The organism is Chitinophaga eiseniae (assembly GCF_012641265.1).
GTDB lineage: Bacteria > Bacteroidota > Bacteroidia > Chitinophagales > Chitinophagaceae > Chitinophaga > Chitinophaga eiseniae_A.
In genome coordinates this window covers 125,286-143,970 of the sequence record NZ_JABAHZ010000010.1, presented here as the reverse complement: position 1 = coordinate 143,970, position 18,685 = coordinate 125,286, and the positions used below count along the sequence as shown (strand labels likewise).

General features: G+C 47.8%; 19 protein-coding genes. 6 read left to right on the top strand and 13 right to left on the bottom strand.

The features are described from left to right. Window positions 1-4 precede the first annotated feature (4 nt). Window positions 5-922 carry a PorP/SprF family type IX secretion system membrane protein gene (locus HGH91_RS28375; RefSeq protein WP_168742633.1) on the top strand — a complete coding sequence of 306 codons (918 nt, stop codon included), beginning with the start codon at window positions 5-7 and terminating at the stop codon, window positions 920-922. 242 nt (window positions 923-1,164) lie between these two features. Next, window positions 1,165-3,147: a KUP/HAK/KT family potassium transporter gene (locus HGH91_RS28370; RefSeq protein WP_168742632.1), complete on the top strand. Its 1,983-nt coding sequence runs from the start codon at window positions 1,165-1,167 to the stop codon at window positions 3,145-3,147. A 19-nt stretch (window positions 3,148-3,166) separates the two neighbouring features. Here the strand turns inward: HGH91_RS28370 and HGH91_RS28365 are convergent, their stop codons facing one another. Genes HGH91_RS28365 through HGH91_RS28355 form a run of 3 tightly spaced genes read right to left on the bottom strand, consistent with a single transcriptional unit; the run spans window position 3,167 to window position 4,534 of the window. Next, the gene (locus tag HGH91_RS28365) at window positions 3,167-3,559 is read right to left on the bottom strand and encodes a hypothetical protein (protein WP_168742631.1); all 393 of its coding nucleotides are present in this window, start codon (window positions 3,557-3,559) and stop codon (window positions 3,167-3,169) included. 45 nt (window positions 3,560-3,604) lie between these two features. Beyond that, window positions 3,605-3,994, bottom strand: coding sequence for an STAS/SEC14 domain-containing protein (locus HGH91_RS28360; RefSeq protein WP_168742630.1), 390 nt, complete (start codon window positions 3,992-3,994; stop codon window positions 3,605-3,607). Between the two features lie 60 nt (window positions 3,995-4,054). Further along, the gene (locus HGH91_RS28355) at window positions 4,055-4,534 is read right to left on the bottom strand and encodes a DinB family protein (RefSeq protein WP_168742629.1); all 480 of its coding nucleotides are present in this window, start codon (window positions 4,532-4,534) and stop codon (window positions 4,055-4,057) included. Between the two features lie 145 nt (window positions 4,535-4,679). Between HGH91_RS28355 and HGH91_RS28350 the strand changes: the two genes are divergently transcribed. The 3 genes from HGH91_RS28350 to HGH91_RS28340 all read left to right on the top strand — a co-directional run bounded on the left by HGH91_RS28350 (window position 4,680) and on the right by HGH91_RS28340 (window position 8,685). Continuing rightward, window positions 4,680-5,924 (top strand): amidohydrolase family protein, encoded by a 1,245-nt coding sequence (locus tag HGH91_RS28350; RefSeq protein WP_168742628.1) that lies wholly within the window; start codon window positions 4,680-4,682, stop codon window positions 5,922-5,924. A 228-nt stretch (window positions 5,925-6,152) separates the two neighbouring features. Then, entirely contained in the window at window positions 6,153-7,340 is a 1,188-nt protein-coding gene (locus HGH91_RS28345; protein WP_168742627.1) for an ankyrin repeat domain-containing protein, read from the top strand. Between the two features lie 4 nt (window positions 7,341-7,344). Continuing rightward, window positions 7,345-8,685, top strand: coding sequence for an ankyrin repeat domain-containing protein (locus HGH91_RS28340; protein ID WP_168742626.1), 1,341 nt, complete (start codon window positions 7,345-7,347; stop codon window positions 8,683-8,685). A gap of 94 nt (window positions 8,686-8,779) precedes the next feature. On the opposite strand, the gene HGH91_RS28335 is transcribed toward HGH91_RS28340, so the two are convergent. Further along, entirely contained in the window at window positions 8,780-9,217 is a 438-nt protein-coding gene (locus HGH91_RS28335; protein ID WP_168742625.1) for an SRPBCC family protein, read from the bottom strand. A gap of 203 nt (window positions 9,218-9,420) precedes the next feature. Here HGH91_RS28335 and HGH91_RS28330 point away from each other — a divergent pair, with 203 nt between their 5' ends. Next, entirely contained in the window at window positions 9,421-11,610 is a 2,190-nt protein-coding gene (locus HGH91_RS28330) for an alpha-galactosidase (protein WP_168742624.1), read from the top strand. 1 nt (window position 11,611) lies between these two features. Here the strand turns inward: HGH91_RS28330 and HGH91_RS28325 are convergent, their stop codons facing one another. The 9 genes from HGH91_RS28325 to HGH91_RS28285 form a co-directional block, all read right to left on the bottom strand. Beyond that, complete coding sequence (locus HGH91_RS28325; protein WP_168742623.1) at window positions 11,612-12,052, bottom strand: VOC family protein; 441 nt, start codon at window positions 12,050-12,052, stop codon at window positions 11,612-11,614. A 201-nt stretch (window positions 12,053-12,253) separates the two neighbouring features. Beyond that, window positions 12,254-12,766 (bottom strand): hypothetical protein, encoded by a 513-nt coding sequence (locus tag HGH91_RS28320; RefSeq protein WP_168742622.1) that lies wholly within the window; start codon window positions 12,764-12,766, stop codon window positions 12,254-12,256. A gap of 12 nt (window positions 12,767-12,778) precedes the next feature. Further along, the gene (locus HGH91_RS28315; protein ID WP_168742621.1) at window positions 12,779-13,138 is read right to left on the bottom strand and encodes a hypothetical protein; all 360 of its coding nucleotides are present in this window, start codon (window positions 13,136-13,138) and stop codon (window positions 12,779-12,781) included. 1 nt (window position 13,139) lies between these two features. Beyond that, complete coding sequence (locus tag HGH91_RS28310) at window positions 13,140-13,481, bottom strand: hypothetical protein (protein ID WP_168742620.1); 342 nt, start codon at window positions 13,479-13,481, stop codon at window positions 13,140-13,142. Window positions 13,482-13,505: 24 nt separating this feature from the next. Further along, window positions 13,506-14,243 (bottom strand): hypothetical protein, encoded by a 738-nt coding sequence (locus tag HGH91_RS28305; protein ID WP_168742619.1) that lies wholly within the window; start codon window positions 14,241-14,243, stop codon window positions 13,506-13,508. A 199-nt stretch (window positions 14,244-14,442) separates the two neighbouring features. Then, window positions 14,443-14,784: a hypothetical protein gene (locus tag HGH91_RS28300; protein WP_168742618.1), complete on the bottom strand. Its 342-nt coding sequence runs from the start codon at window positions 14,782-14,784 to the stop codon at window positions 14,443-14,445. Between the two features lie 127 nt (window positions 14,785-14,911). After that, complete coding sequence (locus HGH91_RS28295; protein ID WP_168742617.1) at window positions 14,912-16,120, bottom strand: TlpA disulfide reductase family protein; 1,209 nt, start codon at window positions 16,118-16,120, stop codon at window positions 14,912-14,914. 22 nt (window positions 16,121-16,142) lie between these two features. Continuing rightward, window positions 16,143-17,225, bottom strand: coding sequence for a TlpA disulfide reductase family protein (locus tag HGH91_RS28290; RefSeq protein ID WP_211092460.1), 1,083 nt, complete (start codon window positions 17,223-17,225; stop codon window positions 16,143-16,145). A gap of 22 nt (window positions 17,226-17,247) precedes the next feature. Next, complete coding sequence (locus HGH91_RS28285) at window positions 17,248-18,669, bottom strand: RagB/SusD family nutrient uptake outer membrane protein (protein WP_168742616.1); 1,422 nt, start codon at window positions 18,667-18,669, stop codon at window positions 17,248-17,250. Between the last annotated feature and the right edge of the window lie 16 nt (window positions 18,670-18,685).

The following is an 18,685-nucleotide window of genomic DNA, read 5'->3' as shown; positions in this document are numbered from 1 at the left end:
TGGTATGAAACAATTTATCAGATATGTGATGTCACTGGGAGTATTTGCCCTCAGCAGCTTTCATACAAACGCACAAACGGTAGGTAATACCCCTCCGTTGGATGAACCTATGACGGCACAATACTTCCAGGCGCCTTATATGGCCAATGCGGCCATGGCAGGCATAGATACCGGGTTGCATGTAACGCTGGCCTACCGGCGTCAGTGGTCGGGCATCCCCGGGGCGCCCGAGTCGAAGGCGTTGTCGGCCGACTACATGTTGTTTAAACGGGTAGGTATCGGCATGAATATTTACAACGACAAAGCCGGGTTGCTCAACAATACCAAGGTGGCGTTTACGTATGCCTATCACCTGCCATTGAGTGCAAATGGTGCCAGTGCATTACATTTCGGGTTGTCTGGCGCTTTCATTGCCCGGCGCCTGGATACGCAAAAGCTCAATGGAGATGTGACCGATCCGAATATCAATGCCTTCAACAGGAGGGACAACTATTTTGAAGCAGATTTCGGGATGGCATTTACCCGTAAAGGTCTTACTGTTCAGGCCGCCATACCCAACCTGGTAAGCGCCGTTAAAACCCGCGATACGGATGCAGGGATTGACCGGGCGCTCTTTTTTGCCGCCGCAGGCTATAAATTCGAAACCGGTGAACAGCTGAGCTCTATTGAGCCCAAAGTTTGCCTGCGTGGGATCAAAGGTTACAAAGACATTGTAGACGCCGGCGCCAACTTTGCCTTCCTCCAAAACCAGCTGAATGTTTTCGGCCTGTATCACAGTACTAAAAGCTTTAGCGTGGGAGCCGGAGCCAATTACAGGTCTATCGCAGGTTTCCAGGTGATTTACAACTCTCAGACCGCGGGTTTAAGTAATTATACCAATGGCGCTTTTGAAATAAACCTGACCGTTAACCTGGCCAGGTAACCATTTTGCCCATTAAAATATAAAGGCTCCGGTCGCATGATCCGGAGCCTTTATATTTTCTCTTCTCTATACTCCTTAAAATACGCTTAAAATCCCCTTTATCTTCCCCCTCTGCTCCCCTTGTGAACCCCACAAGTTGTACATTCGCGCCGAATTATACCAGGGTATAAAAACCCTGCTTGGAATCTGTCAGCTGCCTGGCCCTTTCGGGTTGGCATATACGTTTTATTTATACCTGCAACATGGATGCTCATCATCGTCATTTTAAGCGCATTACGACCGCTGGTCTGTTGATTGCACTTGGAATTATTTATGGAGATATTGGTACCTCTCCCCTATATACTTTTCAGACCATTATGAATGATGGCGGGTTTATTGATGAGCACCTCGTGTTTGGCGCCATCTCCTGTATTTTCTGGACACTGACCCTGCAAACCACTTTCAAATATGTGATCATTACCCTCCAAGCCGATAACCGGGGTGAGGGCGGTGTATTTTCCCTGTATGCGCTGGTACGGCGATTTGGGCCGAAGTTGGTCTTCCCTGCCATCATTGGCGCCGGTACCCTGCTGGCAGATGGCATTATCACACCTCCCATTACCGTAACCTCAGCAATAGAAGGCCTGAACATGGTTCCCTGGCTGAAAGACGTTATTGTTCCCGGTAATAACCTGGTGGTAGAAATTGTGCTGGTAATTATCCTCGCGCTTTTTATCTTCCAGCGCTTCGGTACAAAAATAGTCGGCGGCGCGTTTGGCCCGGTCATGTTCCTTTGGTTTATGATGCTGGGCATATTGGGTATCAGTCAGATTATTCATTATCCACATATCTTCCTGGCCTTAAATCCCAAATACGGGCTGGAATTACTGACGGCCCATCCCAAAGGATTCTGGCTGCTGGGCGCCGTATTCCTCTGCACTACGGGGGCTGAAGCCCTGTATTCTGACCTGGGGCACTGCGGTAAAAAGAATATCCAGGCGTCATGGATATTTGTAAAAGTAACATTGATCCTCAATTACCTGGGACAAGGCGCCTGGACATTATTACAGCACAAAACCAGCCTGGATGGGGCTAACCCGTTTTTCGCCATTGTGCCGCATTGGTTCCTGTTGCCTTCCATCCTGATTGCTACCTGCGCCTCCATTATTGCCAGCCAGGCCCTGATCAGCGGTTCTTTTACCCTGATCAGTGAAGCCATCAGCTTAAATTTCTGGCCCAAAGTAACGGTGAAATTTCCTACCAATATCCGCGGACAAATCTATATCCCCAGCATTAACTGGATACTCTGCATTGGCTGTTTCCTGGTAGTATTATACTTCCGCACCAGCGAATCGATGACTGCGGCCTATGGCTTTTCCATCACCATCGCCATGCTGATGACCACTATACTGATGTTTTACTTCCTCCGCTATGTAAAGCATTATCCTTTATGGATCGTATCGGTGATCATGTTGTTGTTTATTGCGGTAGAATCCTCCTTCTTTGTAGCCAATGCGGTAAAGATCGTTAAACGGTTGTTCTTCCTGGTATTTGAACTGGGGCTGATCTCCACGATGTACATCTGGTTCAACGCCCGTAAGATCACCAACCGCTTCCTCAGTTTTGTGCATCTGAATAAATACCTGCCGCAGGTAGCTGCCTTGAGTAACGACGTTACCACGCCAAAAACTTCGTCGCACTTAATTTATCTCACGAAAGCAGATCATGCCAACCAGATTGAAAAAAGGGTGTTGACGTCCATCTTCGAGAAAACTCCCAAGCGCGCGGATATGTACTGGCTGATACACCTGGAACGTACCGACGAGCCTTTCACCATGGAATATGGCGTGGAAGAAATGAGCGAAGGTAAAGTTATCCGCATAGATTTCCGGTTGGGCTTCCGTGTACAACCCAGGATAGGCCTGATGTTCAGGAGCGTGGTAAAAGATATGCTGCAAAACAAGGAGTTGAATATTCTTCAACGCTACCCCGCACTCATCGCCGAAAACCTGAACAACTATAAGTTCGTCATCTTCGAAAATGTGCTGTCGTACGATAATGAGTTTTCCGTCAGCGAAGGTTTTATTCTCAACAGCTATTTTGCTATCAACAAACTGGCTACTTCAGACAGTAAAGCGTTTGGACTGGACAGTAGCCAGATACTGGTAGAAAAAATACCATTGGTGGTAACGCCTAAGTCTTGCGATAACCTGAAACAGGTTTTCTATAAAAGGATGCCGATATAAAACCGATGGCCCGTTGTCATCAGCGCTTTATCGCCTTCGATGCCACATAGGCGAACAATCCCTGTACCAGCCCGGAGATAACGCCGATCACCGGCCCTGTCATGAGCATCATTAAACGGGGACTATCTGGCAATGGCATATGTGTCATCATTTCGGCCTCTTTTGGATGCCATGAGAGGTAGGTTTTAAACAGCAGTATATGTATGGCAGTAATCCATACACAATTAAAAATGCTCACCATAAATCCATGCTGGAAAAACCTTGCGGTGCAGTACTTCGCAATGAAATAAGCGCAGATGATGAAAATAATTACCCAGCAGAATGGTTCTACGTTGGAAGGGATAAAATAAACGGTGCCAAGCGCCATGGCCAGGCCAAAGAGCGATAATTTGAAAATCAGACTCCAGTTCATATGTAACAGTTTAAGTGTATTTGACAACAGGTACTTGTTTGCCCATTAAACAAACTGCAATAGCCATTCTCTTGCCTCTGTATCCCGGGTAAATGATTTCATGGGAATAGGAGGCGTCTTTAATTTAAACAGGATACGCATGATCAGCTGCGACAGGCCGGGTTTAGACACCATGGCCATAGCGGTATATACGTGCGGTAATTGCGTGGTAGAAAATTCGCGGGTGGCCTTATCAGGAACAGGAGAATCGGTAAGATATATCAGCAACGGCACCTTCTTATTACCCGTCACCTGCTTTACCAATGCGATATTGCCGGAAATATTTTCCACTGTTCTGCGTATGCCTTTGGAATAGGAATATAAAATGCCGGATGGATCATAATAGTAATCGGCAATTACGCCCTTTATAATTGGAAGGTGATCCGGAGGATTCATGTATACCTGATTTTGATACAATTGTGCATTCCCTTCATAAATATACGTAAAATCAACCTATCATGATAACATCCCCCTGTTACGGATGATCTTTTTCAGGATAGCGATCTGCCCCAGGTGATAATGTGTATGCTCCGTTACCCCCAGTAAATTTCTGAAATAGCTACCATATTTAGGATCCGTAAAGTTTTCCTGTAGGGTAGCATCATCGAGTTTTTCGATCAGCATGGTCATCTGTTCTGCTTCTGTAATCGCTTTATTGACCAGCGCCTGCCACGCTTCTTCAGAAGATATCGGCGGTACGTTGAAGCTCAGTTTATCATTACCTTCCAGCGGACCACCCTGTAATACCCTGGTGATAACACCCACGTAGTAGTTAATGTGAAATACCAATACAGCAATGGTGTTGAGATCATCGATCCTCGTCGTGGCCTGCTGCCAGTTGATACCGGCCAGTGTGTCTTTCAGGTTAACGCTGGTCCAGTTTCCTCCCAGGTGAACATCCCGGAAATGTTTGGCGATTTGTTTGGTTGAGTTCATAAACAATGTTTCAGGTATTGTAATATCCTGCTTTCTATGCATTATTACAAAAAACGGGCTTTTCATCACGCCAGCGTTCCGGTTGGTACCAGTTTGATGGTATACCTGTATTAATCGTTATTTTCATAGTAGAAATACCCACATCATGAAAACATATCTGCTCCTGTTACTATCCTTGCTTTGCAGCACCGGTTATGCCCAAACGCCCGTTCATTCGTGCCTGGCACTGACCGGCGCACGTATCTACACTTCTCCCGGAAAACCACCGCTGGAAAATAGTACCGTGATCATTACTGGCGGAAAAATAACCGCCGTGGGAAACAGTAAAACGATAAAGATCCCCGCGCAAGCGGAAGTGCTGGACTGCAAAGGATTGGTGATGATGGCAGGATTCTGGAACAGCCATGTGCATTTTATTGCTCCTGAGTGGGCCAATGCGGCCAACGCACCTGCGGCGGAATTAACCCGGCATATGAATAACATGATCAACAGTCATGGTTTTACCCATGTATTTGACCTGGCTGCGCTGGACTATCCTAACCTGCTGGCGCTGAAAGCCAGGGTGGCGTCGGGGGAAGTGAATGGCCCGGCGATACTCACGGTAGGCGTGCCTTTTGTGCCCCCGCATGGAAGCCCTTTTTATATACAACCGTTGAAGCTCCCGGAAATCAATACCCCGGCGGAAGCGGAAGCGTTTGTGATGCAGCAGATACAAGCCGGCGCCGATGGTATCAAGTTGTGGTCGGCTTCTCCCGATGGACATGGCGTAGTCCCGATGCCGGTAGATATATTACAGGCTGCCAGTCGCACCGCCCACCGGTATCACAAACCGGTTTTTGCCCATCCCACTGCCGATACCGGCCTGACTATTGCCATTGCCGGCGGCGTCGACATCCTGGCACATGTATCGCCCGATGGCTATCGTAACTGGAATAAGGAAGAAGTGACCCTGCTGCTCCAGCATAAAATAGCCCTCATCCCTACCCTGAAACTATACAAGTGGGAACTGGAGAAAAAGCATATCCCCTGGCAGGATAATCCACTGGTAACAACCGCCCTGCAACAGCTCCGGGCTTATGCTGCCGCAGGAGGCGAAATCCTCTTTGGCACCGATGTGGGCTATATCTCCGACTATAGCACCACGGAAGAATTTATGCTATTGGCGGCAGCCGGGCTAAACTTTGACCAGATCCTGGCCTCCCTAACGATAACGCCTGCACGCAGATTTGGGCAGGACGCACATAGCGGCCGCATTGCCAAAGGCATGGATGGCGACTTCGTTATACTGCAGGCCGATCCGCACGACGACGTCCGCCATTTTGCAGATGTGGTGTATACGATCCGTAACGGGAAAATTATTTATAACAGCCATACCGATACTATCCATTGAACCGGAGAACCACGTATGATCTTCTTGTTATTTTTCCGGAGAAAACAGGCCAATTTTCATCCGGATATACACTTTTTTTGACGGTTTCTTGAATTTTCGGGAGAAATATCGGAAGTTTGATCCTATTGACTGCTATGCCCGCAAAGGTTTGTTATTGTTAACTCAGGCAGATGCTTTCAGGAGATCCATATCTCAAACCAAAAAATTGACCCGAAAAATCAGGAAACTATGCACGAAACAAATGCGCTGACCGATGCGCTGAGAAGAGGTAATGTAGCAGAAGTCCGTCAAAAACTAGCTGACGGAGAAAAATTACCGAAAGACCTGGCTCACGACAAAAGACAAATACTGGATACCTTGTTCCGGTTAAAAGCCTTCGATATCATCGATGCTATGATCAAAGATCGTATCATTGAAACCGATGTATACGAATATGAAAAGCTGGATGGCAGCGTATTTGAAAGCCTGTTCCGCTACCTGGGCAACAGCCCCGAGGAACTCAGCTTCCTGTCTTCCTTCCTCTCCAGGCTGGATAATATCAACGATGCCGTACAGGATAAAACCTTGCTGGAACTGGCTTTCAATCTCTCTGCCCCGATAGAAGCGATTAAAGCGCTGGTAGATGCAGGTTGCAACCTCCAATACAAAAACAACTACGAGGAAAATTATCTCTATAAAATAGTACAGGAATTTGGTATTAAAGAAGATACCGGCGTAGTATACCTGGAATATCTTATACAGGAAGGCCTGGACCCCAATGCCGGCAATATTGTACGGGAAACGCCGCTGCACCTGGCAGTAGGAAAAAGGAAAGAGAAGTATATCGACCTGTTACTGCAACAGGGTGCAGATCCTAACCAACCGGGCAAAGATGGGGAAACCGTGTTTTATGCCGCTATCGTTCACCAGGTATGTGATACGAAACTCTATCGCAAGCTGACGGCCTACGCATCGCCCGATTTTGACATCGTCAATAAAAACGGGGAAACCGTTCTTGGTGGCGCCGTACGCATGCGCCGCCGCGGAAGCGAGTCGGAAGTTGAACTGCTGAAGGCGCTACTGCAGGATGGCGCTGATATCTATCAAACATCCATTTATTATGGCACCGACAAAGCGGCCCTGGACTGGATCACCGAACAGCCGGCCGATACCCTGCAAGCCGTACTGGATGCCGGCGCCGTAACCCTCGATCGCCGGGATAACCAGGGCAATACCCTGCTGCATAAAGTTTGCGCGTATAACGTTAACTACGACCAGGAAGCCGCCAAACAGCTGTACCGGAAAGTGAAAATACTGCTGGAGCAGGGCGCCGATCCCAATATTACCAACGACCTTGATCAACTTCCCATGGACCTGGCCGCACAGGATAACCTGAAAGCCAAAGCAGTGGAGTTACTCTTAAAACATAAAGCATAGCACTATGTCCATGTCATTTATTATTGCCTGTGAAAGCGGCAAACGCAAAATAGCAGAGATATTACTGGCTAACAACGAAGTGGATGTTGCCTACACGGATGAAAAAGGCAGGACAGCCCTCCACTATACCGCGCATCATGGCTACCTGGATATGGTAAAGTTATTGCTGGAAGCCGGTGCCGACCTGGATTATGAAGATCATAACGGGGAAACGCCCTTTTACTTTGCCTGCCTGCAAAAACAAAAACAGGCAGCCCTTTACCTGTTGGAAAAAGGCGCCCGCACCAATATCAACGATCTGCAGGGAAATAGCCTATTGCACCTTACCGCCAAAACCGGACAAAAAGAACTGGTGGATGCCTTGCTGGACAAGGGCGTGGAAGTAGACCTGGAAAACAACCAGGCCGAAACACCTTTACTGATTGCTGCCGCCTGGCGTAATAAAGAAATCGTACAAACGCTGATTAACCACGGCGCCAATGTAAACACCACCAACAAAGCCGGTGATAGTCCGCTGATAGTGGCGGTTCGCGCTAAAAATCCGGTGATGGTTACCTGCCTGCTCGACAATCATGCCGCCGTGAATCATATCAATCATGCCGGCGAATCGCCCCTGCTGATTGCCTGCTATGATACCAACCGCGCGCTTACGCAGTTGCTGGTAGAACAGGGCGCAGATATATTTATCACCTCTAAGAACGGACTGTCGCCCATCTGGTATGCATGTGCCAACAATCAGAAGGAAATAGTGAGCCTGTTCCTCGACAAAGGCATAGATGTTAATTTCAGCCAGCCGCTGTCGGCCGATACCGCCAGTATGAACAGCTACCTCGACTGGGTGGAGAGTGCATCCAACCTATCGATGGACAGTGCTTTCAGCCTGCATCACACGTATAGTTATGGTGGTGAAAGCCTTTTACATGTGGCAGCCAAAAATGGCCACCTGAGCATGGTAAAGCTGCTGCTGGAAAAAGGCGCTAACATCAATATACAAGATGAATCGGGCAATACACCGCTTCACTACGCTGCCTCCGGTGGGAAAAAGGATATTGTCAAATACCTGCTGGAACAGGGTGCCGACGTATCTGTGGTAAATACCAAAGAGCAAAAAGCCATCGACTATGCTGCCATAAAAGGGTATAATGAAATTGCCGCCCTGCTGCTCAGTTATAATTCTACAGCAGCCAAAGCAGTGCAAAACACTGCACCAGCGCCTGCAGCTGCAGGTGGCAGTAGCATTACCAATAAGAAGCAGGCCTTGCTGGACCTGAAAGAATTGTTGGATGCAGGGATTTTATCTGCCGCGGAATTTGATGCAGAAAAAACGAAGATATTGAAAGGATAATAATCACGCCAAGGAGCAAAGAAGGAAAGACGCAAAGGGAAAATATTACTACTTCCTTTGCGTCTTTCCTTCTTTGCTCCTTGGCGTGAAACAATTACATGGGCTTTCCTTTGCCTGTGTCGATAAAACTTTGCAGGCTGCTATTAATAAAATGCATCCAACCACCGGAGCAGGGGCCGAAGCATGGACAACTAGGTACGAGTCCATGATGTGTAAAACGTATTTCCGTTTGGTTACCTGCACCGGCAATGTCGAAAGTAATGCTGGTACCTGTCCACTCGTTTTTATCTTCCACAAATTCCAGGGAGCTATCAGTGGTCAGCCAGGCTACCTTTTTACCGGGTACCAATTCCGTGATCCGGTGCTTGCTGTAGTGGATGCCATGATTGCGGTAGCTGAACTCATCGTTGAGTTGATCGGTCGGTCCTTCTATTTGTCCCAACCACCATCCCCGTACATTGTTGATGGCCTGGTAAGCGGCTTCGGGAGTGCTATTTACTACGATGGTAGTGGTGAAATCCTGGTTATTCATAACTGTATTTGTTAGTGGGTGATACAATATACTAACAAAGTTAGGCCGCTTTCTGTTGGCATACAGGGTGCAGAAAAGACATTATAGGGGGGACATCCGGCCACACTTCGTCATTGGCCTTGTAAATAAATATATAATCGACAATATTTATTCTACATTTATCTCCTAAATCATCAAATACATTATCAAGATATTTCCCCATCATGAATACCAGACTGGTTTTCTTATTATTCGCCAGCATCATTGCCACCAGGTACAACGTTGTTGCACAAACGATGATTAACATTGAAACCAACCGTACGGCATTGATACTGGAAACCGATGCTGACAGCGCACTTATCTTTACGCATTTTGGTCCCCGGTTATCACATACCGGCGATTACCAGCAAATCCGCGGACTGGATAAATTCAAGCCAGGCAACGACGACCTTTACAACAAAAGGGAAGCCTATACCAGCGCCGGTTCACTGACCCTGCTGGAACCGGCATTATCCGTAACCCACGCCAATGGCGACAAATCGGTAGTGCTGCACTATGTTTCCCATACCATTCAAAAGATCGATAACAACCGCACACTGACTACCATCCAGCTGGAAGACAGCCGGTATCGCCTGCAGGTAACCCTGTACTACCAATCCTATTACCAGGAGGATGTCATCGAACAGTGGACAGCTATTTCGCATCGTGAAAAGGGCAATATCGTCCTGAACAAATACGCCTCCGCCAGCCTGACATTGCCCGGCAAAAACTTTTACCTGAAGAGTCACCATAGTGGCTGGGGCCGGGAGATGGCTTCCGAAGAAGAACCATTAACGCATGGCATCAAAACCCTGGACGCCAAACTAGGCACCAGGACCAACCTCCTGCAATCTTCTTCCTTTATGGTATCGCTCAACCAACCGGCTACAGAAGATGCCGGCGAAGTAATAGCAGGCACCCTCGCCTGGACCGGCAATTTCAGGATAGACTTCGAAACCTTTGATGAATACTACCTGCGGGTAACTGCCGGCATCAACAACTTCGCGTCCAACTACACCCTGGCGCCGGGAACACCCTTTGTAACGCCGAAATTTATATTCACTTACAGCAACCAGGGCAAAGGCGCCGCCAGCCAGCACTTGCAGCGTTGGGCACGCAACTACCAGTTGGCCGATGGTAACGGTGAAAGATCTACGCTGCTCAACAACTGGGAAACCACCTACTTCGATTTCGACGATGCCAAACTTAATGCCCTGATCCAGGACACTAAAAAATTAGGCGTCGATGTATTCCTCCTCGACGACGGCTGGTTTGGTAATAAATATCCCCGGAACAACGCCAATGGCGGCCTGGGCGACTGGCAGCCTAACAAACAAAAGCTGCCCAACGGGTTAGTATCCCTGGCCCGCAATGCTACCACCAACAGCGTAAAATTCGGTATCTGGATAGAACCGGAGATGGTCAATCCCCACAGTGAACTATATGAAAAACACCCCGACTGGGTAGTGCGGGAACCCGGCAGGAAGGAATACTACATGCGCAACCAGCTGGTGCTGGACCTGGCTAACCCCGCTGTACAGGATTTCATCTACAACACCGTGGATGGACTTTTCAACGAAATTCCCGGCCTGGCATTTATTAAATGGGACTGTAATTCCCTCATCTATAACGCCCACTCCCCCTACCTCGAGAACCAGGATCATTTTTATGTAGCCTATGTACAAGGATGGTACAACATCCTGGAAAGACTACGTCGCAAACATCCGCTCACACCCATGATGCTATGCGCCGGCGGCGGCTCCCGGGTAGACTACGGCGCCCTGCAATACTTCACGGAGTTTTGGCCCAGCGATAACACCAATGCCTTTGACCGGATCTTTATCCAGTGGGAATATTCCTACTATTTCCCCGCCATCGCGCTCGACAACCATGTAACCGATATGGGAAAACAGCCCATCAAATTCAGGACAGACGTAGCTATGATGGGCAAGCTGGGATTTGATATACGGGTCAATGAGCTGGCACCGCAAGACTTGCTTTTTGCTCAGCAGGCCGTGAAATGCTACAACAGCATTAAAGATATTATCTGGCACGGCGAACAATACCGCCTGCAAGATCCGTATAAGGAGAAAGTGACGTCTATGGCTTACGTGAACAGCAACAAAGACGAAGCCGTTGTATTCAACTATTACGTAGCCACTACCTATACCACCACCATTGGCCTCCCCATCAAAATGAAAGGGCTGGCGCCGGACAAGCAGTATAAAATAGAAGAGATCAATGTATACCCGGGTACGAAATCTACGATCCACAGTACGAAGACTTACTCCGGTGACTTCCTGATGAACATTGGTTTCAATCCTGAGGTGAGCGCGCGCAGAACCAGTGTGGTATTGAAGGTGACGGCGATTTGATTTAAAGATGATCAATCGACTTATGCCCCACCGCATCCCGATGATCATTGAGCGGGATTAACGGATTATAAGCTACTTCCAGCAAATTACCCTCTACGTCCTGGAAGTAAAAAAATAATCCTCCAAATGAAGGTACGGTGGGGCTTTTTACGATCTTTACCCCCTTGGTTTTGAGGCGATCGTATATCTCCCTCACTTCCGCTTCCGACGCTACATTATACCCTGTTATCACTGCACGAAAACCGCTGCCTTCTGGTGAAATGCCAACAAAATCGGCCAGGAAAGGCCGCTTCGCCAAACTAAACAGGAACCCGTTCATCTGGTAAAAAACGATATACTTGTTTTGCGCTACGGGCTTCCAGCCCAGCTTATCTTCATAAAAGGCCCGCATGGCAGGTAAATCATCTGCGCCTAATGTTAATACACTGATCCTTTGTTCCATGTTTGTATGGTTTGTTTGCTTCACCGTATGGCAGGCATACAGGGTGATTACTATACAGCTGCCGATGAATAATTGTGTAATGAATTTCATGCATCAAAAATACCTCTCACAACAAACGGGCGTTTGTATAAATCCGACAAAAAAAAGCCCCCCAATGACATCATTGGAAGGCTGTATACTTAATGAAACCCCTGTCTGTTTTTACTGCTGTTGCGTTACCTGCTCCCTGAACTGCTTAGGATTTCGGGCATACAACTTTTTCAGCTCATGCGAAAACCCTATCACTGCCTGCGGGAAGGTATTTACCAATGCATTCATCAGCTCATCTTCCTGTCCACGTTTCCGGATGATGGGCATCTTAAAGATGTTGCCTTCATCGTCTCCTATCATCATACTTTCCTGCGGTACGCCATTCATTCGCAGGATATGATGGTAGATCCATACGATCTTAGCTGGCTGATCTTTCGCATATTCCAGCAAGCGTTTATCTTTCCGGTTTTTCAGACCATCGTACAGCAAAGCCAACGGGATGACGATGAGTGCAATGCCCACGGCGAATATCCAGCTGGCGCCGGACGTGGTTATTTGCTGATAGCCCCAGATGCCAAATGCCAGTCCGGCTACCAGGCATACCGGTACCCATACTTTGATGGTTTTTTCTGAAGCGGCCAGCTTCTTCTCTATTCTCTGAATAACGATTGTTTTACTATCCATAGAAAATATAGTTTAATGAAAATGAGCTTTAATCCTGTAATAGATTTCAATGGCCGCTATGACCAGGAGTATCGATATCCAGCCGCCATATCGTTTCCAAAATGAGATCTTTACTTTTGCCAGCTCCGATTGCTCCAGGGCTTTCAGCTCTGGTGACCAGGGCCCCCGCTTGATATAGTTGCCACAGGCATCGCAATGCACTGCCGCTTTCTTGCTATGCGAGGCCAGGATATTGATGCCCAGTATCTTCTGGTAACTAATGAAATAGTCGATGTACAGGGTACCCTCTGTGCCTTTGCATTTCTGACAGGGTGGGATAGTTACCTTTACCTGGTTAACGGGTTCTTTTTCTGTTACGTTTGTGATGACCATTTTACGATTTCTTTAATTTTTGATTCCGGCGGAAATGGAGGACGGCAGCCAGGATCATGAACAAACCGAACAGCACCAGTATCAATGGGAACAGCCAGATACCCGCCAGGTCATAGCAGAGCTTTTCCAGCGTGCGCATACGGATGGTAGTGCCGTTGCTTTGCCATTCGAGCAATTCGTTGTACCTGAGCCAGCCCATATATATGGCCCCCAGTCCGAATGCGGTAAACATAATACTAGCGGGCCAGGGGCTTTTAGAGGTGCGGTTTACATATTCGTAATCCACATCCCGGTGGGGATTAGACCATTTTATTTTCTTTTCCGAAGGTTTTTCCTGTTCCATGATAATAAATTTTGTAGATAGACATTATTTTCCGGGACGTTTTATCTGGGCTATCCTCCCGGGCGTGGCATCTTTTTCTCTTGGCAACGGCGTAAAAAACTGGTACTGGGTCATGCTTTGGTGCGAAATAATAATGGGGGTAGTCCCATATGCCGTCGTTTCCTTTTCTATGCTGTCCCAAAAGCCAGAGACGTACTCATTGATAACTTTACCAGCGGTACTTACGCGACTTCCGTTGCCCTGTACTACAAATACACTGTCACCATCTACCTTCACTACTTTAAACAGGGCGTATACCTCGTTAATACTGCTGGCACTGTTGCCCTCCACTTTCATTTCACCGCCGGTATGGGCATAATAGATATCCCCCACCTGTGGATTGGCAAAGTATTCGGTTTGTATGCCGGCGTCTGCTGCGCGCATTTTTGTTCTTACCATACCTACTACGCTCAGGGTTGCCAACAGTCCTCCGATGACCAGCATCCCCCTCCATAAACGCAGGGGCGTTTTCACGGATGATTTATCATCCCGGTACGCCTGTTCCAGGGCCTTGCTCCATTTTACCTTAGGGATCTTCTGGTCGCAGTGCTCGCACCAGGCGATGCCGAATTTGCTGGTCGGACACATAGGACCAAACCACCATATGTATCGCTGGCGGATGGCGATATGGACACCACCCTGCTGCTGACAAAGGGGACAGGCTACTTCCGGGTGGGCTACAGTTTTGTGTTCCTGGGTACGGACTTCGTAAACAATGTACATGATTAATATTTAGGCTTTATCGTTATTTATATGACTAAAATGTTAATATTTATTAGCTACCGGGTTATTGGGTTATGGCCAATAAAGTGGCTCAAAGCTACAGCGAATCTATTTATTCTGCTAATTTCCGGCATCTACATATGATCTACAAAAAACTGGACAGGCATCTACAGCCCTTATACAAAAACCGCTACCAGCCTTATTCAAAGGGAAGTTTTAGAGGAGATAATAACCAGGAGATACCATCTTCCACCTGTTTTACATGCCATACCACTACCCCGCATGCCGCATCCTGGTCAGCGTATTGTTGCAGCATAAAAGGGGGTATCCAGATCAACCCGATGTCACCGTCGCCTTCCCAACTCGCCTGGAGGAAGCGCTCCCTGGCCACGGCAATATATTCTTCCGCGTTTTCCACGAACTCCCTCGGGTCCATGACGAAATGCAGGTTATCGATCCATTCGTAGATAGTGAGATGAAATGTTTTTAAAGTTTCCGGGCCGTATTGGATGACGTCCTTTTTGGGAATAGTATATGCCATGTCGGATATGGGTCAACGTTATTGATCCCGCAAACATACTATTTTCTGCAAAAAACAGCCATGATATATAAAAAAATCCCCGTGGTGAAGTCACCACGGGGATAATGGTCATCATCCATCTATCCGCTTATGCGCCAAATATTTCTTTTAGTTTTTTATTCATCGCTTCATCGTCTTCACCTCCACCGCCGTAGCGGCCAACGATCACCCCATTGGGGTCGATCAGGATTTTGGTAGGCAGGGAATGAATGCCATAGTAATCGCTCACATCTTCGGGGTTAGGCAGGTTCTTTTCACGCTTGGACCAGTCGAGCCCGCGGAGCACATGACGCCAGATGCCAATACCATCCTGGTTAACCGCCTTCTTCCAGGCTTCGTGGTTATTATCATCATCAGAAATGCCAATGATTTCGAAACCTTTGGATTGGTATTTCGTATACAGCTCTTTCAGATGAGGATTCCCTTTACGACAGGGACCACACCAGCTGGCCCAGAAATCCAGCATGACGTACTTGCCTTTAAAATCGGCCAGGCTGAGCGTTTTCCCTTCTATGTCTGTTTTGGTGAATGCATGAGCAGTACTGCCGGGGGAACCGGCTTTCAGGCCATCCAGCTCTTTACGGATTTCAAGGCCGTGCATACTCTGCTGCATGGCGGGCGACATTTTAGCGTAAGCGGCTTCGCCCTCCTGCAGCGGCATACCACTCACCCGGTAACGGAGAATTTGCGCCGAAACATATGAATCCGGGTATTGATCGATAAAAGCTTTATCGATCTTTTCCATTTCCTCGTAGTAAGGTTCCATTTTCTCTTTTATTCCGTCCAGCTTTTCCTTCAGGGGCTTCATGGCCTCTTCGGATTTCTTGGTACGCATACCGGCACTATATTCTTTGTTGCCTTTATTGTAGGCATCGGACAACGGCTTGAGCTTCGCCATTACCGGCGCCCGCATGGCATCCAGCTTATCCTGCTCCTCCTGGGTTTTGGAACCGGTTAACTTAGCACCTTTTAATTTTCCATTGGAAGAAGTTAACTGCATAGTGGTCGACTCCATAAAGAAATTGGCCATATCGCCTTCGAAATACATGGCTGCTTTTTTGTCGACGTACATCCGTCCTTCTACCGGTTGCACCAGCTTACCGGTAAAAGTGAATTTACCATCTTTGGAAAGGACACTGTCGGTTTTGTACGACGTGTTGCCAGTGGCATAACTAAGATATACATACCGGTTAGGTAGTCCTTTGATATTGCCTTTCAGCGTAAAAGGCTGTTGTTCCTGTGCCTGTCCCTGTAAGGAAAGTAGCACCAGGGGGAGCGCGGTGAGAGTGTATTTCATAATACTTTTTTTTGTGGATATACTATTTCAGGATTTCTGCGAGTTTGGCGTGTAAAGCGGCGCCACGTAGTTCTTTTGCCACGATAATTCCCTGCGGATCTATCAGGAAAGAAAAAGGGATAGCCTGTATGCCATATTGCTGGGCTACTTCATTGCGGAAGCCTTTCAGGTCGGACACCTGCATCCAGGGCATACCGTCTTTTTCGATGGCCTCTTTCCACTTGTCGGCTTTATCATCGAGTGATACGCCTACAACGGTGAAGTTTTTGTCTTTGAACTGGTTGTAGGCTTTCAGTACATTCGGGTTTTCTGCGCGACAGGGACCGCACCAGCTGGCCCAGAAGTCGAGCAACACATACTTACCTTTGTAATCGGACAACCGTACCGGTTTACCATTTACATCGGCCTGGGTAAAGTCGATCATCGGCTGGCCAATCGCGCTTTTCTTCAGCACGGCCAACCGGGTGGCCAGTCTTTTACCGGTAGCTGTTTGTTGCGCTTCTGGTGTAAGCTTACGATACAGGCTATCTAACGGCGCATATTCCCCAACTACGGCCATATCGGCAATCATGCTTACGCTTACAGGGCTTTCGGGGTGGGCTATAATATAGGCCTTAGTCCGATCATGTCTTTGTTCCCGCAGCACTTCCAGCTTAGCTTCCACGGCGGCTAGTGCGGTATCATTGCCTTTTACTTCCTGGTACTTTCCATACAACCCATTTTCCTGGCTGGTAATGTCTTCAATAGATTGCTGATACGCTTCATAGGCCGTTTGTGTAGCAGAGCCAGTGATCTTCAGCTGGTCCACCGAATCGATGTTTCCTTTTACCTGTACCGCTGCATTTTCCATGAACAGTTCGATATAACGGGTGTGGGTACCGATGTATATCTTCTGCGGCTCCGCGATATCGCCGGTCCAGGTGAAGTGGCCATCCTTTACCGGTACGGTGTCTGTTTTAGCAGAGTCGGCTACGGGTACGGATATATACACCACCGAATCTTTCAATCCCGTTATATCAGCCGTGATACTGGCCCTGGGTTTGGGCTGGGTACAGGCTGCCAGCAGCGCCAGTCCCATGAGTAGTTGATTGGAATGCATCTTCATAAATAAAATTTAAGGTCTGTACTTATTTTTGATAGCCTGGGTTTTGATCACCAATGGCTGGGTTATACAGGAATTCTTCGTGTGGAATAGGCATGATATACCGGATCTGATCCGTGAGTGTAGGACGCAATTGTTTAGTTAATGCCACTGGCAAACGAAGTAAGGCCATCCATTCCTGGCCATCTTCTCCTACCAAGTTACGGGAAATTTCCAGGTAGATCTGCTTCAGCAATTCGTTGGTGTCGCTGGCGTTATCGATCGCCGTAAAGTCCGTTACACCGGCATGTCCCATCACCGTTTTCAGGATAGTACGTACGGCGGCGGTACTGCCTCCGGAGCGTACCAGCGCTTCTGCCTTTAACAGGTATACTTCTGTTAAGCGGAACGCATAAGCGGTTTCTGATACCACGGTGGTAGTGGATCCCTGCTGTTTGTATTTAGTAAAGAAAAAGGTACCGGGTGAATAGCGGTTGGCCGTGCCTACCATCCAGGGCTGTCTCGGATCACCATTCAACAGGTCTTTTAATGCCGTTTTGGCGACATACAATCCTGAAGCGCCCGGCCAGTATTGATTACTTAAAGTGTAGTAAAAGCTTTCCTGGTTTTGCTGAGGTTTTACCCCCAGTATTACTTCAGGGCTAGCTAGTCCTTTGGTTAAAAAAATATCCTTGGTTACAGGTTCCAGGGAATATTTATTCTTGATGATGATACTGTCGGCCAATGCAATCACGTTAGGATAGTCTTCCGGTTGCGCATGACTCATCAGCACCCGCATTTTCAATGCCATGGCTGCCCAGCGGGTAGCGTAGAAATCCGGCCTGTTGTCGGGACCATGCGCAATGGCATCATCTACGTCTGCGAGGATAGCCGCGTAGCTGTCTTTCACGGAGCTGCGTGCTTTGGAGATTTTATCTACCGTCACAAATTCATCGCGCAGCAATATGCCGTAGGGACTGCCCAGGTTGAACCATTGTCCGTAAAAGCTCAATAATTTAAAGTTGGCATAAGCCCGCAGGAACCTCGCTTCTGCAAGAATTTCCGCTTTCCGGCTGCCCGTAAATCCTTTATCATCCAGGGCCGTCACCCCTTTGATGATACCATTGGCCGCATTGATAATATTATAGCCAGAAGTCCAGTAGCTACTGTTAAAGCTGGAATTCGCCATATCATTTATTTCTCCCGGGTCAGCCCCATAACCATATCCCAGGTACCCGGCAAAGATACCGGGTGTTACTTCGTGTTCCATCCATTTGGTCACATTGTTGTCGCTGTTAACTGCAGCAAAACGATAGTAGACACCGTTGAGCGCTATTTCAGAAGTACGCTGATCGATGATGGTGTTACCATCTACTTTGGCATTTTCCGGTAGCTTCCCTAACTCCTTCTTGCAAGATGCAGTTGTCAGTAACAAACCGCCCAGCATGGTATATATAATACTTTTCATAAAATCTGTTTGATAG

Excerpts from the sequence above, each read along its gene's own strand:
- HGH91_RS28330 (WP_168742624.1), top strand. The coding sequence starts at position 9,421 with ATGAATACCAGACTGGTTTTCTTATTATTCGCCAGCATCATTGCCACC.
- HGH91_RS28360 (WP_168742630.1), bottom strand. The coding sequence starts at position 3,994 with ATGAATCCTCCGGATCACCTTCCAATTATAAAGGGCGTAATTGCCGAT.
- HGH91_RS28335 (WP_168742625.1), bottom strand. The coding sequence starts at position 9,217 with ATGAATAACCAGGATTTCACCACTACCATCGTAGTAAATAGCACTCCC.
- HGH91_RS28370 (WP_168742632.1), top strand. The coding sequence starts at position 1,165 with ATGGATGCTCATCATCGTCATTTTAAGCGCATTACGACCGCTGGTCTG.
- HGH91_RS28350 (WP_168742628.1), top strand. The coding sequence starts at position 4,680 with ATGAAAACATATCTGCTCCTGTTACTATCCTTGCTTTGCAGCACCGGT.
- HGH91_RS28320 (WP_168742622.1), bottom strand. The coding sequence starts at position 12,766 with ATGGATAGTAAAACAATCGTTATTCAGAGAATAGAGAAGAAGCTGGCC.
- HGH91_RS28285 (WP_168742616.1), bottom strand. The coding sequence starts at position 18,669 with ATGAAAAGTATTATATATACCATGCTGGGCGGTTTGTTACTGACAACT.
- HGH91_RS28310 (WP_168742620.1), bottom strand. The coding sequence starts at position 13,481 with ATGGAACAGGAAAAACCTTCGGAAAAGAAAATAAAATGGTCTAATCCC.
- HGH91_RS28300 (WP_168742618.1), bottom strand. The coding sequence starts at position 14,784 with ATGGCATATACTATTCCCAAAAAGGACGTCATCCAATACGGCCCGGAA.
- HGH91_RS28355 (WP_168742629.1), bottom strand. The coding sequence starts at position 4,534 with ATGAACTCAACCAAACAAATCGCCAAACATTTCCGGGATGTTCACCTG.
- HGH91_RS28325 (WP_168742623.1), bottom strand. The coding sequence starts at position 12,052 with ATGGAACAAAGGATCAGTGTATTAACATTAGGCGCAGATGATTTACCT.
- HGH91_RS28375 (WP_168742633.1), top strand. The coding sequence starts at position 5 with ATGAAACAATTTATCAGATATGTGATGTCACTGGGAGTATTTGCCCTC.
- HGH91_RS28305 (WP_168742619.1), bottom strand. The coding sequence starts at position 14,243 with ATGTACATTGTTTACGAAGTCCGTACCCAGGAACACAAAACTGTAGCC.
- HGH91_RS28365 (WP_168742631.1), bottom strand. The coding sequence starts at position 3,559 with ATGAACTGGAGTCTGATTTTCAAATTATCGCTCTTTGGCCTGGCCATG.
- HGH91_RS28345 (WP_168742627.1), top strand. The coding sequence starts at position 6,153 with ATGCACGAAACAAATGCGCTGACCGATGCGCTGAGAAGAGGTAATGTA.
- HGH91_RS28290 (WP_211092460.1), bottom strand. The coding sequence starts at position 17,225 with ATGAAGATGCATTCCAATCAACTACTCATGGGACTGGCGCTGCTGGCA.
- HGH91_RS28295 (WP_168742617.1), bottom strand. The coding sequence starts at position 16,120 with ATGAAATACACTCTCACCGCGCTCCCCCTGGTGCTACTTTCCTTACAG.
- HGH91_RS28315 (WP_168742621.1), bottom strand. The coding sequence starts at position 13,138 with ATGGTCATCACAAACGTAACAGAAAAAGAACCCGTTAACCAGGTAAAG.
- HGH91_RS28340 (WP_168742626.1), top strand. The coding sequence starts at position 7,345 with ATGTCCATGTCATTTATTATTGCCTGTGAAAGCGGCAAACGCAAAATA.